The organism is Cellulophaga geojensis KL-A, assembly GCF_000568425.1.
Lineage (GTDB): Bacteria > Bacteroidota > Bacteroidia > Flavobacteriales > Flavobacteriaceae > Cellulophaga > Cellulophaga lytica.
On record NZ_ARZX01000009.1, the window covers coordinates 1 to 16,676 of the forward strand.

The 16,676-nt window shown below is 31.8% G+C and carries 18 protein-coding genes; 9 read left to right on the forward strand and 9 right to left on the reverse strand.

The window, feature by feature from the left end; genetic code table 11:
* From KLA_RS17555 to KLA_RS08375, 7 genes are all read left to right on the forward strand, one after another.
* A partial coding sequence (locus KLA_RS17555) for a collagen-like protein (protein ID WP_051456070.1) occupies window positions 1-896 on the forward strand: 896 nt, incomplete at its 5' end.
* Between the two features lie 31 nt (window positions 897-927).
* Window positions 928-2,946, forward strand: coding sequence for a gliding motility-associated C-terminal domain-containing protein (locus KLA_RS08350; RefSeq protein ID WP_034645035.1), 2,019 nt, complete (start codon window positions 928-930; stop codon window positions 2,944-2,946).
* A gap of 10 nt (window positions 2,947-2,956) precedes the next feature.
* Entirely contained in the window at window positions 2,957-3,910 is a 954-nt protein-coding gene (locus tag KLA_RS08355; protein ID WP_034645036.1) for a type IX secretion system membrane protein PorP/SprF, read from the forward strand.
* Between the two features lie 109 nt (window positions 3,911-4,019).
* Entirely contained in the window at window positions 4,020-4,547 is a 528-nt protein-coding gene (idi, locus tag KLA_RS08360; RefSeq protein ID WP_013620096.1) for an isopentenyl-diphosphate Delta-isomerase, read from the forward strand.
* A gap of 1 nt (window position 4,548) precedes the next feature.
* Complete coding sequence (locus tag KLA_RS08365; RefSeq protein WP_013620095.1) at window positions 4,549-4,956, forward strand: 6-pyruvoyl trahydropterin synthase family protein; 408 nt, start codon at window positions 4,549-4,551, stop codon at window positions 4,954-4,956.
* 30 nt (window positions 4,957-4,986) lie between these two features.
* Complete coding sequence (locus KLA_RS08370; RefSeq protein ID WP_034645039.1) at window positions 4,987-5,949, forward strand: type I phosphomannose isomerase catalytic subunit; 963 nt, start codon at window positions 4,987-4,989, stop codon at window positions 5,947-5,949.
* An 86-nt stretch (window positions 5,950-6,035) separates the two neighbouring features.
* Window positions 6,036-6,305: a hypothetical protein gene (locus tag KLA_RS08375; RefSeq protein ID WP_013620093.1), complete on the forward strand. Its 270-nt coding sequence runs from the start codon at window positions 6,036-6,038 to the stop codon at window positions 6,303-6,305.
* 56 nt (window positions 6,306-6,361) lie between these two features.
* Here KLA_RS08375 and KLA_RS08380 read toward each other — a convergent pair whose 3' ends face one another.
* From KLA_RS08380 to KLA_RS08400, 6 genes are all read right to left on the reverse strand, one after another.
* Window positions 6,362-7,072 carry a DUF4369 domain-containing protein gene (locus KLA_RS08380; RefSeq protein ID WP_034645042.1) on the reverse strand — a complete coding sequence of 237 codons (711 nt, stop codon included), beginning with the start codon at window positions 7,070-7,072 and terminating at the stop codon, window positions 6,362-6,364.
* Between the two features lie 84 nt (window positions 7,073-7,156).
* A complete protein-coding gene (locus KLA_RS08385; protein ID WP_034645043.1) occupies window positions 7,157-8,470 on the reverse strand; it encodes a DUF819 domain-containing protein in 1,314 nt (437 codons plus the stop codon).
* A gap of 40 nt (window positions 8,471-8,510) precedes the next feature.
* Window positions 8,511-9,311: a Cof-type HAD-IIB family hydrolase gene (locus KLA_RS08390; protein WP_034645045.1), complete on the reverse strand. Its 801-nt coding sequence runs from the start codon at window positions 9,309-9,311 to the stop codon at window positions 8,511-8,513.
* Window positions 9,312-9,334: 23 nt separating this feature from the next.
* The gene (locus tag KLA_RS08395; RefSeq protein ID WP_034645048.1) at window positions 9,335-10,273 is read right to left on the reverse strand and encodes an alpha/beta hydrolase; all 939 of its coding nucleotides are present in this window, start codon (window positions 10,271-10,273) and stop codon (window positions 9,335-9,337) included.
* A gap of 2 nt (window positions 10,274-10,275) precedes the next feature.
* A complete protein-coding gene (locus KLA_RS17820) occupies window positions 10,276-10,446 on the reverse strand; it encodes a DUF4177 domain-containing protein (RefSeq protein ID WP_083653473.1) in 171 nt (56 codons plus the stop codon).
* A 45-nt stretch (window positions 10,447-10,491) separates the two neighbouring features.
* Entirely contained in the window at window positions 10,492-12,738 is a 2,247-nt protein-coding gene (locus KLA_RS08400; protein ID WP_034645051.1) for a penicillin-binding protein 1A, read from the reverse strand.
* Between the two features lie 105 nt (window positions 12,739-12,843).
* Here KLA_RS08400 and KLA_RS08405 point away from each other — a divergent pair, with 105 nt between their 5' ends.
* On the forward strand, window positions 12,844-13,617 hold the full coding sequence (locus KLA_RS08405; protein WP_013620086.1) for a S1/P1 nuclease: 774 nt from the start codon (window positions 12,844-12,846) through the stop codon (window positions 13,615-13,617).
* Between the two features lie 231 nt (window positions 13,618-13,848).
* Here the strand turns inward: KLA_RS08405 and KLA_RS08410 are convergent, their stop codons facing one another.
* Window positions 13,849-14,721: an AraC family transcriptional regulator gene (locus tag KLA_RS08410; RefSeq protein ID WP_013620085.1), complete on the reverse strand. Its 873-nt coding sequence runs from the start codon at window positions 14,719-14,721 to the stop codon at window positions 13,849-13,851.
* A 240-nt stretch (window positions 14,722-14,961) separates the two neighbouring features.
* On the opposite strand from KLA_RS08410, the gene KLA_RS17560 reads away from it, so the two are divergent.
* On the forward strand, window positions 14,962-15,552 hold the full coding sequence (locus KLA_RS17560) for a hypothetical protein (protein WP_013620084.1): 591 nt from the start codon (window positions 14,962-14,964) through the stop codon (window positions 15,550-15,552).
* A gap of 58 nt (window positions 15,553-15,610) precedes the next feature.
* On the opposite strand, the gene KLA_RS08420 is transcribed toward KLA_RS17560, so the two are convergent.
* Both KLA_RS08420 and KLA_RS08425 read right to left on the reverse strand, forming a co-directional pair.
* A complete protein-coding gene (locus KLA_RS08420) occupies window positions 15,611-15,970 on the reverse strand; it encodes a hypothetical protein (protein WP_013620083.1) in 360 nt (119 codons plus the stop codon).
* A gap of 4 nt (window positions 15,971-15,974) precedes the next feature.
* Window positions 15,975-16,607 carry an MOSC domain-containing protein gene (locus KLA_RS08425; RefSeq protein ID WP_034645054.1) on the reverse strand — a complete coding sequence of 211 codons (633 nt, stop codon included), beginning with the start codon at window positions 16,605-16,607 and terminating at the stop codon, window positions 15,975-15,977.
* Between the last annotated feature and the right edge of the window lie 69 nt (window positions 16,608-16,676).

Genomic DNA, 16,676 nt, shown 5'->3' on the forward strand with positions numbered 1-16,676 from the left:
AGACTGGCGCAACAGGAGCGCAAGGTCCACAGGGAGAAAAAGGAGATAAAGGAGATCAGGGTGAAAGAGGTGCCATTGGAGCAACAGGAGCACAAGGTCCGCAGGGACCTCAAGGACAACCAGGACAAAATGGTCAGGATGGTCAAAAGGGAGATAAAGGAGATAAAGGAGATCAAGGTGAGAGAGGTGCCACTGGAGCAACAGGTGCTCAAGGACCACAAGGCCCAGCGGGACAAAAAGGAGATCCAGGAGATCCAGCATCAGATGATCAGACATTATCAACAAATGGTAATGCAGGTTATGTAGCTATATCAGGAGGTAACAATGTTACTATTAATGTTGATGATGCAGATTCTGTAATCGGTAACGAATACAATACTAATTTTAGAGTAGTAGGTACTAATTTAAGATTAACAGATGGCGGAGGAAACTTTAATGTTCCATTATCAGATTTAGGTTCAGATGATCAATATGATGACGAAGTAGAGTTACGTACACCTATAGATGTAGATGAAGGAGGTGAAGCATCACCAACAGCAGAAACAAATGTACAAGAAGTAATACAAGCAATAGCTCCTATTACATCTAAAGCAGCACGTATATTTTATCCGCCTTCTGTAGAAGTAGATGTTGCAACAAACGGAACTAAGACATTAGATTTATATGATGAGTATATTAAGCAATATGGTACGCCAACTATTGGTAGTGCAGGTGCACCATCAGCTTTACCAACATATACTAGAACAGAATTATATTACTATGTTACATATGCAGATCCTACTGTATTTAATACGGCTACAATGTCTATAAATGCAAATGGAGTATTAACATATACAGTAACTAATCAACCTACAGACTACAACACTTTAATAAACGTTGTATTTGTAGTAAAGTAAGCTAAAGCGAATAAAAACTTATCCTAGAAATTTGAAATCAATTAAAACATATAAATTTTTATTCGCTCTGCTACTAGGCTTGTTTTGCGCTAATGTAGTTAGTGCTCAATTTTTATTGCAAGCACCAAATAGTACAGACGAGAATAATTATAAGTGGTATAATGCAGCTGATACAAGTACTGTTTTAGGTACCGATTTCTTCTATGAAGTTAGTCAGCCTGGCGTATATTTTGCAACGTATGATGGTACCTTGTGTGGTAAAAACGCAAGTACATATTTTATATTAACAGACTGTAATACTCCAAATAATGAGGTCACATTAGATATTTCTGCTAATGTGCCGGCAGGAGCAACTGTAAGTTGGTCTCCTGCGTTAACAGGTAATCAAACAGCACCACAAGTTATAGCAACTAAAGATGTTATAAAATATGTGGCAACATTGCTTAAAGCAGGTAACTCTGTTCAGCTACCTAGTTTTAAGGTAGTATGTATGAGTGAGGCAAGTGATTTAGAAGATGATATTGTTACAGTAGATGAAGACACCTCAATAATCGTAGATGTTTTTGCTAATGATAATGGTTTACCTAATCCTGGCACATTAACAACTTCAGACCCTGTAAATGGTACGGTAATTATTGATGATAATGGAACACCAAATATTCCGTCTGATGATATTATTACCTATATCCCAGATGCAAATTATAATGGTCCAGACTCTTTTACATACACCGTGTGTAATAGTTATGGTGATTGTAGTACAGCAACTGTAGATGTTACTGTTGTACCAATATTAGATACACAAGATGATGTTGTGGCAACTAATGAAGATGAAACATTAATTATAGATAATTGGCATTTAAATGATAACGATTTACCTACCAATGGTACATTTACAACAACAAACCCAACAAACGGTACAATTGACGTAAATGATAATGGTACACCAAACAACCCGTCTGATGATGTTATAACATACACGCCAAACCCAGGATATATTGGTAGAGATACTTTTACTTATACCATTTGTGATACTCTAGGTAATTGTAGTACATCTACTATTACTGTTATTGTGAATGAGGTAGAAATGACAGATTTAGATGCAGATAATGATGGTATATTAGATAGTTTTGAAGATCTGAACTTAGACGGAGATAATAACCCAGCTACAGATCCTACAGATACGGATGGTGATGGTATTCCAGATTATTTAGATATAGATGCAGATGATGATGGTATTCCAGATAACGTTGAAGCGCAAACTACAGCAGATTATGTACCTCCTAGTGGTTTAGATGAAAACGGTAATGGTTTAGATGACGCTTATGAAACTGATGGTAATTTAGGAATATTTCCGGTAGATACAGATGGAGATAGTTTGCCAGATTACTTAGATGAAGACAGTGATAACGATGGTGTGCCAGATGTAATAGAAGCTAATGATACAGACAGTAATGGTATTCCAGATGATACATTTGTAGGGTCTGATAAGGATAACGATGGTCTAGATGATGGTTTTGAAGGAGAAACATCTATTGATGATGATAAAAATGATGAAATAGATGATCCTTTAAATGATTTACCTAACTCAGATGGTGATAACGAATCTGATTATAGAGATGCGGATGATGATGGAGACGGCATACCAACTATTGATGAAGACATTAATAATGATGGAGATTATGCAAATGATGATGCAGACGGAGACGGAATTCCAGATTATTTAGACTTTCCAGAGACTGAAGAAGATGGTATAGAAATATTTAATGTAGTTACACCTAACGGAGATGGTATACATGATGTACTTAAAATAACAGGACTAGAGAGGTTCCCTAACAATACTATTAGAATATACAATAGATGGGGAGTACAAGTGTTTGTTACAAAGTCTTATGACACTCAAAACAATAATTTTGACGGTACATCTCACGGTAGAGTTACAGTTAATAAAGATAAAAAATTACCAGTTGGAACATATTTTTATGTGTTAGATTATACAACACCAGCAGGTAAAACTAAACAGCTTAGCGGCTACATATATTTAAACAAATAGCATTAAGTTTATGAGCGCAATAATAAAATATTATAAACTATTAATAGCAATTACATTGCTGTTAACCTTAGGTACTGTATCTGGTTGGGCACAGCAAGATGCGCAATACACACAGTATATGTACAATACCATTAGTATAAATCCGGCTTATGCAGGTTCTCGTGGTCATATGAGTGTTGGTTTACTGCACAGGTCTCAATGGGTAGGTCTAGATGGGGCGCCAAAAACGCAAACCTTTAATTTTCATACACCAGTTGGGTATAGAGGTGTGGGAGTTGGTTTTTCTGTGGTTAACGATGTAATTGGTCCAACTTCAGAAACCTATTTTGATGGCGATTTTTCCTATACAATATATACATCTTTAGAGGGTAGGTTGTCATTTGGTTTAAAGGCTAGTGCACACTTATTAGATGTTCGTTTTTCAGAACTAAACCAAGATAATAGCAATGGTGTAGATCCAACTTTACAGCAAGATATTGATAATAGATTTTCACCAAATGTTGGTGCTGGAGTTTATTATCATACAGAAAAATTTTATGCAGGTTTATCTGTTCCAAGAATATTAGAAACAAAACATTTTGCAGAGGGTTCTAACCCAACAGTAGCAAATGAGCAAATGCATATTTATTTAATGACAGGATATGTTTTTGATTTAAATGAATCTGTAAAGTTTAAACCAACAATTTTAACCAAAGGTGTAAAAGGTGCTCCATTACAAGTAGATTTGTCTGCTAATTTTATGTTTAACGATAAATTTATTTTAGGGGGAGCATACCGTTGGAGTGCGGCATTTAGTGGAATGTTTGGTTTTCAAGTGTCAGAAGATTTTATGATAGGTTTAGCCTACGATAAAGAAACAACAGAACTAGGTAGTACTTCTTTTAATGATGGCTCTTTTGAGGTAATGTTGCGTTATGACTTTATAAAAACTAAGAAAAATTTAAAATCGCCTAGATTCTTTTAATTTAATAATTTAGCGATAAAAATAGATGAAAAACACTTTTACTTGTAAAGGTGTTTTTTCTTTTTTATGTTGCTCATAAATAACATAAAGGTCTTATTTTTGTAATATTATGATTGAAGAACAAGTAATATTAGTTAACGAACAAGACCAGCAAATAGGAACAATGGGTAAAATGGAGGCTCATGAAAAAGCACTCCTCCATAGAGCATTTTCTGTATTTGTAATGAATGATAAAGGAGAAACAATGTTGCAGCAACGTGCATCAGAGAAATATCACTCTCCTTTGTTATGGACCAACACCTGTTGCAGTCACCAAAGAGTAGGTGAGACTAACTTAGAAGCAGGTAAAAGAAGGTTACAAGAAGAAATGGGATTTGTAACAGAACTAAAAGAACTTTTTTCATTTATATACAAAGCTCCTTTTGATAATGGTTTAACAGAGCATGAATTAGACCATGTAATGATTGGGAAGTTTAATGATGAGCCCAATATAAACAAAGCAGAAGTAGAAGATTGGAAATGGATGGCTTTAGATGATATAAAAATAGATATCAATAAAAATCCTCAAAACTATACAGAATGGTTTAAAATAATTTTTGACCGTTTTCACAAGTACACACTTCAAAACCAATATTAATATGAAGGTTAAAGTAAGTAGAAAAGCACATTTTAATTCGGCTCACAGACTGCATAATAAAGATTGGGATGCAGAAAAAAATAAAGCAGTTTTTGGTTTGTGTAGCAATCCTAATTATCATGGTCACAATTATGAACTTATTGTTAGCGTTGCAGGAGAAATAGATCCTACAACAGGCTTTGTAATGGATATGAAAGTTTTAAAAGATCTTATTAAAGAAAAAATAGAGAAAGCTTTAGATCATAAAAATTTAAATATAGAGGTTCCAGAGTTTAAAGAATTAAACCCAACAGCAGAAAACATAGCTGTGGTTATTTGGAACAAGCTTAGACCAGAGATAGATGCTACAAAAGACTTGGAGGTTGTATTGTATGAGACCCCACGAAACTATGTAACCTATTCTGGATAAAAAAATGTCAAATTTATAAACAACACATATATGTATCCGTTAAAATTTAACCCTATTTTAAAAGAAAGACTTTGGGGAGGTACCAAGTTAAGAGATGTTTTAAATAAGCCCATAGAAAATGATATAACAGGAGAAAGCTGGGAGTTGTCTACCGTTAAAGGAGATGTTTCTGTGGTTTCTAACGGAGATTTAGCAGGTATATCATTGCAAGAGCTAATTAATACACAAACAAATGATCTTTTAGGCGTAAGTGTAGCAGAACGTTTTGGCAAAGAGTTTCCTATATTGATAAAATTTATAGATGCCAAGCAAGATTTATCTATACAGTTACACCCAAATGATGAGTTGGCTAAAAAAAGACATAACTCTTTTGGTAAAACAGAAATGTGGTATGTAATGGATGCAGACCAAGATGCTGAGCTTATTGTAGGTTTTAATAAAGATGTAGCTAAAGATGAGTATGCCAACAGTATTAAAAATGATACGTTACTAGATTTACTAAACTATGAAAAGGTAAAAGAAGGTGATACTTTTTTTATTAATACAGGAAAAATACACGCAATTGGTGCAGGTGTTTTATTAGCAGAAATTCAGCAAACTTCTGACGTTACTTATCGAGTTTTTGATTTTAACCGTAAAGATAAAAACGGAAACCTAAGAGAGTTGCATACAGAGCAAGCTTTAGATGCTATAGATTACACTAAAAAGGACGATTTTAAAGTTACATATAGTACAGAGAAGAATGAGGTAAACACAATGGTAGATTGCCCTTACTTTAAAACTAATTTTATAGAATTAACGGAAAATATTAAACAAGATGTAACTAGTAGAGACTCTTTTACTATTTATATGTGTGTAGGTGGTTCTGCAACTGTGAAAAACGAATTTGGTGAAGCTAACTTGGTAAAAGGAGAAACTATTTTAGTGCCAGCACTTTCTAAATCTATAGAAATAATTTCTAGCGGAGCTAAGTTATTAGAAGTAACAATTTAACCTATTTAAGACTTAAGCTAATATATTAAGGGTTAGAAACTCTTTGTATAAGTTAAATATGTATTTTTGCATAAAAATAAATACAAATGGCAAGCATAAGAGATTTAAAAAAAGACATCAATTTTGTTTTAGGAGATATTATTGAAGCAGTTTACTTTTGGGAAGCAACTTCAAACTCTAAAGATTCTAAAGAAGGTTCTAAAATTATAGATTCTGCAATTGCTACTTTTGATGAGTTAATCGCTAAAGTAAACAATAAAGATGTAGATAATAGAAGTAAGCATTTAAGTGCTGTACGTACAGAGCTAGAAACTAAAGCTACAGAATTAATAGCAGAGGTTAACAAATTAGGTTAATTTTTACTGTTTATACAAAATAAAAACATCCGCCATTGGCGGATGTTTTTTTATGCTTATTTGTTAGCAGCTTTTACTTTGCTAATATGTTCTTTTAACTTTTTACCATATTTAGAAACCGATATACTATCTGGCAATGAGTTGTAGATAGAGTCTAGGTATTTAACATTAACATCTGGTACTTCTGTTAAAGCTAAATAAGGAGCCACGTAAGACTCTTTGTGGTTTAATGAGTAGTTTAAAGCATACAAATATCCACGTAAGTTATTTTTAGATAACATTTTATTTAAAGAATCTATAGCTTGCTCATTACCTTGTATGCCTGGCAACTGTGCCGTTTGTGCAAGGCGTAATGCTTCTGCATTAAACTTAGAAGCATTTTTTCTAAACTCTTCTAGTTTTTTTTGAGAATCAGATCCTTCAATTTTTGCATTTAAAGCAAATGTGTTCCAAGCTGTATTAATAGTAATGTTACCAAGTTCTCCAAAAAAAGTAATTCTATCATTAAATTCAGAGTTATCAGACTTGTCTAAATACAAATAAAATATTTCAGGACTTTCTAATTCAGTAGATAATGTATAATTACCATCTCCTTTAATTTGTAAAGAATCAACTGTAATTAAAACAGTATCATTCACTTTTTGTAAATACAATGTTCCTTTTTTTAGGCCTTTTACATTACCAGAAACAGTCATAGTGTTTTTAGTTGTAGAATTACAAGCAATAATGCTAATACCTAGAAGAAACAGAAGAAAAAATCTATTCATTTTATAATTTTTTAAGTGCAGCAAATATCAATAATTTTTCTTAAAAAATCGTTAATGCTTTTTGTTTTGTGTATAACTTTTTAATTAAAGAGCAGAGGCAACTTCCATAAGGTATGCACAAAGTAGTGCACCGCCTGTACCTACTACATAGCCAAAAACAGCAAGTAGCACTCCTACAGATGTTAATGATGGGTGAAACTCTGCAGCTACTATAGGCGCAGAAGCTGCACCACCAACATTGGCTTGGCTACCAACAGCTAAAAAGAAATAAGGAGCCTTAATAAGTTTAGCAACTAATATTAGTAAACCAGCGTGTATGGTAATCCAAATTAAGCCAATGGCAATTAATCCTGGGTTTTCTAATACCTTACCTAAATCCATTTTCATACCAATAGTAGCAACTAAAACGTATATAAATACACCGCCTATTTTACTAGCACCAGCACCTTCTAAGTTTTTAGCTTTTGTAAAAGATAATGCTATACCAGCAATAGTAGCTAAAACAACCATCCAGAAAAAGCTAGAACCTAAAAAAGATAAAAAACTTTTTTTATCTGCTACAGCAGCAACATTATCTCCTAAATAAGAGCTAATGTTTTCACCTAAAAAATGTGCTAAGCCAACTGCCGTAAAGGCAAAGAAAAGCAACATCATATAATCTTGTGTAGTTGGTATTCTTGTAATTTTTTCTGTAAAAGCAGTTACTTTCACCTTTAATTTTTCTATGGCAGATGCATCTGCTTTTAACCACTTGTCAATTTTAGTAGTTTTACCAACACCTAATAAAATAATGGCCATCCAAATATTAGCTACAACAACATCTATAAGTACCATACCACCATATTTTTCTGGATTATACTGAAAAATTTCTAACATAGCAGCTTGGTTTGCTCCACCACCAATCCAACTACCAGCAATGGTAGAAAGTCCTCTCCATATAGCATCAAAATCATTACCACCAACAGTATCAGGAGAAAAAATAGAAACAATTAATATAGCTAATGGCCCGCCAATAATTATACCTACAGAACCTGTTAAAAACATAATTAGAGCTTTAGAGCCTAAATTGGTTATTGCTTTTAAGTCTATACTTAAGGTCATTAAAACCAAAGCGGCAGGTAATAAATACCTACTTGCCATATGGTATAAGCCAGACTCGTGTTCTGTTATTATACCTGCATCATCTACTGTTTTCCAAGTTTCTGCAATAATTCCTGTAGAGGTTAAAATTGCAGGTAATAAGTAACAAAGTAAAATACCAGGTACAATGGTGTAAAATTTACCCCAAAAACCAGTTTTTTTTGCTGAGGTGTAAAAAACAAAGCCTAAGCAAAGTGTTAGTAATCCAAAAACAACTTTATCATCTGTAATAAGTGGTTCAATAAAATTTTCGGTCATAGGTATAGTTGTTCTAAAAAGTGAGTTTTCTCAAATATACTTAAATTATGATGTTTTGCTTAATAAAATGCGCAACTCCGTTTTCTGTATTTTTAAGAGTTATGTGGTTTGCAATTGCCTTAACTTCTGTTCTTCCGTTCTCTACAGCTACACCACAACCAACATGGGTTAGCATTTCCATATCATTATAGTTGTCTCCAAATGCAATAACTTCATCTAAAGTTTCATTTTGCAGTAGTAATTCTATAGCAGATAATTTAGATATGGTTTTAGGGGCAACTTCTATTAAAGTGTCATTAGATCTGTAAAAATGAAGAAGTTCACTTAATGCTGATGTTAAGGCTGTAAAAATAGCATCTGTAGTTTCTTTAGTTCCCATTAGCATAATTTTATGGGCACCAACACCTCTCTTTTCCCAATTTACTAATGTTACTTTAGTGTCTTCAAAAATTGGCTCTGCTTTTGTATGGTGAATTTCTTTTTGAACGCGCTCAGAGTCTTGTGGTACATACCATTCATCATTAAAATACAGTCCCATTTTTACGTTGTATTTTTCTGCAATAGTGTATATGGTTTGCAATTCTTTAATGCTTATGAAAGTAGAAAATAACTCTTTGTTATTATCTAAGACTAAAGCACCATTATAGCAAATAATAGGTAAATTTTGTATGCCTAATCTTTCTTGCAAGTAGCGCATAGACTTTGGCATTCTGGCAGAAACTAAAATTATTTTAAGGTGGTTTTTTATTCTGTTTATTTCTGATATGGTTACTTCAGAAACATCATTTTTTGTGGTAAGTAAGGTTCCGTCTAAATCAGAACACAAAATTTTATAAGTCATTATTATAGGTTCACAAGTTTTTTTTAGTTAGATACAAATTTATCTATAGTATTAATAAGCTCTTTAGATATTTTATAGTCTTTTGATGTATAAGCTTCTTGGTTTTCAACTATAGAATTCACAACTTTTAAAACATGATTCATTTTTGGAATTATTTTTAAAGTAGCTTTTGGCTGGGCGTTTTTTAATAATTGAGCATCGTCTGTACTAACTTGAAGATCTGCATCACCATTTAAAATTAAAACAGGAATCTTCATTTTTTTAATTTCAGTAGCAGGATTTTCTGTAGCCCATTCTTTCATAAATTTTTGATAAACTGGTTGAAAAACACTCATTAAAAGCGGATTAACCTCTTTAATAGTATCTGTCTGTACTAATTCTTCAAATTGTTCTTTTGCGGCTTGGCCTAAACTTGGGTTTTGCGCTGTTAATTGTTCTACAATTGTTTTGTCAAAAGTTTTTCCTGGTCCGGCTAAAGAAATATAAGAAGTAACAGCTTTATCATTACGAGCATTAATGGCCAACATACCAACCAAAGAACCTTGGCTATGCCCAATTATAGTAATGCCACTAAAGCGTTTGTCGTTTTTAAAATAATCTATAGCTACGTTGGCATCTGCAACAAAACCTTTAAAGCTAATATCTTTTACACTTTTTAAATTGTTAAGATTTGCAGATCTTTTATCATAGCTATAAAATGAAATTCCTTTAGCATTTAAACTATCTCTAAGGGTTTTTATATAGCCAATTTGCATTAGTGTACCGGCTTGGTTACCATTACGGTCACCATTACCAGAGCCTTGAATAAAAATTACAAGTGGTGTTTTATTTTTAGATTGGGCCACTGTTAAGGTACCAGGTAAACTAATGTCTCCGTTTTTTAAATCTAGTTCTTCTTTTTTTACTTCTTGAGCAAAAATTAGAATTGGGAATACGAGACATAGTATTAGTAGTTTTTTCATAATTACCTGTTTTTATCGCGCTCTAAAATTACCTTAAATAAACTTGAGCTATTCATAACAATAGAAGATTTTACTATCCAACCTTGTTTAGCTAATGCATTTAATTCATTTTCAAATTCGCTATCTGTATTACGGAATTTAGTTCTTTGTCTAACAATCTTATATTCTTTCATATTAGTTTTAATCCTTATAGTTTTTATAAATATATTAATAAGAGACTAACTACGCTTAAACTCTTTACGTTTTTTCTTATTAGGGTTTTTAAATAAACGTTTTAAAAAGCCATCTTTTTTTATGGGTTCACAGTCTAAATCTTGCAAAATTGCATCTGTAGGTTTTTTAAATTTGGCTTTTGTAATGTAATTAAAATCGGCTTCTTTATTCATTTTCTGAAGAAACAAAGCAAAAGCAGGTAATGCTGCATTTGCACCCTGACCTAAACTTGTGCTTTTAAATCCAATTTCATGATTGTCTAAACCAACCCAAGTAACGCTTACTAATTTAGGAGTTACGCCTACAAACCAAGCATCTTTATTGTTTTGGGTAGTACCTGTTTTGCCTGCAATGTCATTAGTTAATTTGTAGCTGTTACGTATTCTTGAGGCTGTGCCAGTATTAATAGTAGCTTTCATTAACTCTAACATAATCATATTAGTTTTATTAGAAAAAGCGGCTTCTTTACTAATTTGTGGTTCAAAAGTTTCAATTATAGAGTCTTTACTGGTTGCAATTTGCTTAATTAAAAACGGAGTGCTGTGCTTGCCATTATTAGCAAAAGTTGTGTATGCTTTTGCTAGTTCGTTAATTTTTACCTCTGCAGTACCTAAAGCCAAAGAAGGCTCATTAGGTAAGTCTGTAGAGATTCCCATTTTTTTAGCTTGTTCAATAGTATTTTTTATTCCTGCTTTCTCTAATACTTTAACAGCAACAGTGTTTACAGATTTACTAAGTGCTTCTTGCATTGTGTAATTAAGGTAGGCTTCATCTTTAGAGCCAGAGTTAGACGGGCTCCATTGTTTTAAATTTTTATATTCTACCTCTTGTGCAGAGAAATATGTACACGGACCAATGCCTTGCTCTAAGGCAGTGGTGTATACAATTGGTTTAAAAGTAGAGCCAACTTGCCTTTTACTTTGCGATATATGGTCGTACTTAAAGTGTTTAAAATTAACACCACCAATCCAAACTTTTACTTCTCCACTCTTTGGATCTACAGCCAAAGAGCCGATATTTAAAAACTTACTGTAATGCTTAATACTATCTATTGTACTGGCTTGTATTGTAATGTCTTTATCCCAAGTAGCTAAAGTCATTCTCTTTTTTTTGTTTAAAGAATCTAGTATTTGCTTTTCTGGTAGGTTTAGTGCTTTTAGCTTTTTATAGGGTAATGATTGTTTTACCGCTTTGTTAATAATACTTTTATTGGTTAGCCACGGTGCATTTTTACCATAACTTTTTTCAAAATCTGATTGTAATTTTTTCATATGCTCTTGCATAGCTTCTTCTGCTAACAATTGCATTTTGTAATTTAAAGTGGTGTATATTTTTAATCCGGAGGTATAAATATTTAAATCTTCACCTTTTGCATTTTTTTCTTTAGTCCATTTTAAAAGTTGCTTTCTAACCTCTTCTCTAAAATAGGGAGCAATACCATCATTATAATTAAAGTCTCTATAGTTTAATTGTAAAGGAGTTTGAGGCAGAGTATCTTTTTGTTTTTCATTTATATACCCGTTTTTGTACATCGCTTGCATTACTAAATTTCTGCGATTGGTACTTTTTTTAGGAAAAACTCTAGGGTTATAGCCGTATGTAGCTTTTAGCATACCTACTAATGTGGCAGCTTCGGGGATAGTTAATTGTTTAGCGTGTTTATTAAAAAACTTTAAAGAAGCACTTTCTATGCCGTGTGTATTATCACCAAAAGATACCTGATTTAAATAATGATATAGTATTTCTTCTTTACTATAAATACTTTCTAGCCTACTGGCAACAAACATTTCTTTAAGTTTAGCAATAGCTAAATTAAACTTTCCACGTTTTGTTCTTGGATATAAGTTTTTTGCTAATTGTTGGCTAATAGTGCTACCACCACCAGAAGATTTGTCTTGCAATAAAATACTTTTAAATGCAACCCTAAGCATACTTTTATAATCTACGCCACTATGACTGTAAAAACGCTCATCTTCAATAGCCACTAATGCATCTATTAAATGTTTAGGGAAATTTGCATAAGGTATGGGTTGCCTATCTTGTAAATAATATTTACCAATTAAAACACTATCTGCAGAATAAACTTCTGATGCTTGTTGGTACTTTAATGTTGTTAGTTCTTTTTTGCTAGGTATTTTTCCCCATACACCTACATAAACACTTAAAATAAATAATGAGATTATAAGTGTAAAAGCAAGTAATAGTATAGTGGTGTACCTTAAATATGGATTCTTTATTTTCTTTAAAATCAAAATAGAATGTTTTTGTGTATAAGGATAAGTTAAAAAATTAAAACCAACTAAAAAATAACATTACTTTAAGCTACATTATCTATTTTAGCCAAAAATATTATTAGAATGAAAAAGATAAGTATTTTACTTTTTTTAGCAGTACAAGTTTCCTTTGCTAACAACATTTTTTGGGGTAAAACAGGGCACAGAACTGTTGGTGAGGTAGCACAGAAAGAACTTAGTAGAAAAGCAAAAAAGGCAATAAAGAAAATATTAGAAGGGCAAGATTTAGCATTTGTATCTAATTATGCAGATGAAATAAAATCTGATCGTGATTTTAGAGCTTATTTTCCTTGGCATTATGTAAATTTTCCTGCTGATAAAAAGTACACAGAAATTACGCCTCCAAAAGAAGGAGATTTAATGATAGGTATAGAAAAATGTGTATCTGTATTAAAAGATGAAAAAAGCTCTAAAAAAGATAAATCCTTTCATTTAAAAATGTTAGTACATTTAGTAGGAGATATGCACCAACCTTTACACGCAGGACACGCAGAAGACAAAGGAGGTAATGATATACAAGTACGCTGGTTTAATGGAGGGTCTAACTTACACCGTGTTTGGGATTCTGATATGATAGAGTCTTACGGGATGAGTTATACAGAACTAGCCAACGCTTTACCTAAATTAGACAAAAAAGAAAAAGCTAAAATAAAAGAAGGTACTATTTATGATTGGATAGAGGAATCTCAAGATTTAGCAGAAGAAGTGTATAAGTCTGCAGAAATAGGAGAAAAACTAGGTTACAGATACAGTTACCTACATATGGGTACATTACGCAAGCAATTATTAAAAGGAGGTTTACGCTTAGCTAAGGTGTTAAACCAAATTTATAAATAGTTTTAACGATTATTTAGTAAATACAACTGTGTTTTTTTAAATTTTGGCATAACTGTTGCATTTTGTATAATGTAGTTGTGTATGAGGACATTAGTAAGGCCATCCAAACTTAGTAAAGACAGTATGTAACTTGCATTAATAAGGATAACAAATAAAAAAAATCGGTTTTAAATATATTTAAAACCGATTTTTTTTGTGCCCTATATAATAAGGTACAAACAACTAACTAATTTAAGCAACAATAGTTTTTAGTTCGTTTCTGTATTCTGAAGGGTTTTGTCCGGTAAATTTTTTAAACGATTTATTAAAGTGAGAAAAATTATTAAAACCACATTCAAAACAAACCTCTGTAATACTCATTTTTTGTTCTGCTAGTAATTTAGAAGCGTGTACTAATCTATACTCATTGGTAAACTGTATAAATGTTTTATTGGTAATTTTTTTAAAATACCTACAAAATGATGGTACCGTCATATTAACCAAAGACGCTATACTGTCTAATGTAATTTCTTCTCTAAAGTTTGCTTTAACGTAATTAAAAATAACATTAATACGGTCGTTATCTTTAACTTCTGTTTTCATAGCAAAACCTTCTGCGTTTAATAAAGTATACTCTTTAGATTTACCCAACTCATTTAATATGTTTAGTATAGATATTAATCTTTGAAAATCTGTTTGGTATTCTAATACTTCAATTTTATCTCCAATTTTAAGTTTAGTATTGCCATGAAAAGCAATACCACCTTTGCAAGTATCTAATAAAGATTTAATGTTTCTAAGCTCGGGTAAGTTAAAAAAGTTATCGCCTAAAAAGTTGGGTAACATTTGTACTACGGTTTCACTTTTGTTTTTTGTGAGCACATCTGTAAGTCCACAATGTGGTAAATTACCATCAATTAAAATTAAATCTCCATCTGTGTAATAAGATATGTGACTTCCAATTTGTCTTTTGCCAGAACCACCATTTACATAAACCAATTCTATTTCAGGATGATAATGCCAAGTATTGTTTTTATTATTAGTGGCTTCATCAAACTTTTGGTAGGTAAATGAATGTCCAAAATCTGGAGCTATAGATTCAAAAATAGGTTTTTGATTTGTCATCTTTAAATAGTTAGAATACAAAAATATAATATCTATACATTATAAAACACCTTTTTTTAAATATTTAGGCCTTTTTGTATGTTAAATTAACGTCAATAGAGTGTTTGTTTACTATTATGGTTAATATAGCATAGATATTGGAAAAAATAGAGGTAAAATAAACAGAATATGCCACATATATTTGCAGTGTAATTAATTACCAATTCATAACAAAAAGAATAACCCTAAAAAAGTAAACCTATGAAAACAATTTTTAAAATTTCCGCGTTAGTTCTGTTTCTATTTGTATCAACTGCTGGTTTTGCAATGGAAGAATCATCATTAGAATTGGTGACAAAAAAGAATTCAAAAGATTTAATCTTCAAGTTTGAAGCTAGAAATCTACAAACAGTTGTAAAATTTGTAGATCAGAATTCTTCAGTATTTTATTCTGAAGAAATTCAAAATAGATCGGTTTACACTAAAAAGTTTAATGTAGAGAGTTTAGAAGACGGAAACTACTACTTAAACGTAGAAAATATGTTAAAAAAAGTTTCTTACGCTATACACATTAACAATGGAGAAGTTATAGTAGATGAGAAAAAAGAAGTTACTAAGCCAATTTTTCAGAAAAGAGGTGATTTAGTAGTAATGAGCTTTTTAAATAAAAAGAAAGGTAAAGTTGTAGTTTCTGTATATGATTTAGAAGGAAACGAAGTTTACACAGAGAATTTTGATAATAAATTAAGAGTTGAAAAAGCTTTTAGATTTACTAATTTTGCTGAAGAAGAATTTAGATTTGTAGTAGAAGTAAACAAAGATAGATACAGCAAATTAGTTAGCTTAAACTAATTATATTAAGTATTGTTGTGAGAGTTTTAGGAGGCTATTTAGCCTCCTTTTTTTATGCTTAAAATTGTAAGTAATAATAGGCCCAATACATTAAAGCAAACTGTAAAGGTATACGCAGTAATAAAATATACCGTGGTATACCTGCGGCTGCTTTTTTACTAGAAAGCATATAAAAATGTACCAGTAAAAAAACTATAAGCATTGCTATTAATGTATAAATAGCTAAGTTTTTAGTAGGTGTGTAAAGTAAGCCTACACCAACAACAACCTCTACTATACCACTAATATGTACCAATAATAAATGTTTAGGTAAATACCTGGGCATAATACGTGTGTATATTTTTGGTTTTATAAAATGCATAATACCTGCAATTACATACAGCAGTGCCATAAGGTATAGGTGCCAAGGATATATCATAATTTTAAAGGTATTTAGCTAAGCGTGTTCTCTTTTTTTCTGGTAATGCAGTATTATTAACAGCTAGTTTTACTAGGTAGGTATCTTTTTCTTTAGCAAAAAGTAACTTGTAAAAATCTTGTACAGTAAGTTCATTTTTAGACTGTTCTACCAATGTAAAAATATCTCCTGTTTTAACTGTTCCTTCTTGTAAAATACGAACATAAGTGCCAGGACGGTTATGGTCTATAAATTGTTTTAGTATTTGTTGGTTTCCAAATCGTATACCTAGCTTATAACAAGGTTCTCTTGGTTGTGATACTTGCACAATAGCGGTTCCTATTTTGTAAATATCACCAATTCTAATTGTAGCTTCATTTAACCCTTCTACAGTAAGGTTTTCTCCAAACATTCCCCAGTTCCACTCCAAAGTAGGGTAAAGGTCTTTCCAATATGCATACACATCTGCAGAAAATAGGTAACAAGCCTTGTTTGTACCTCCGTGGTGTTTACGGTCTATTACAGTGTCGTTAACAACATCTGTACTCATTAATAGTAAAGGTGCAGTAGTTGGGTATTTGTAAATTCCGGTTACTTCTTCCTTGCCATTCCACTGTATTTTGGTTGGTTTTCCAAGGTTGGTTGCTATTACTTTCATCCTATAAAGATAAAAAACCATTGCATATAAATACAATGGTTTTATTTGGTAGTAATAATTGGTGTATAA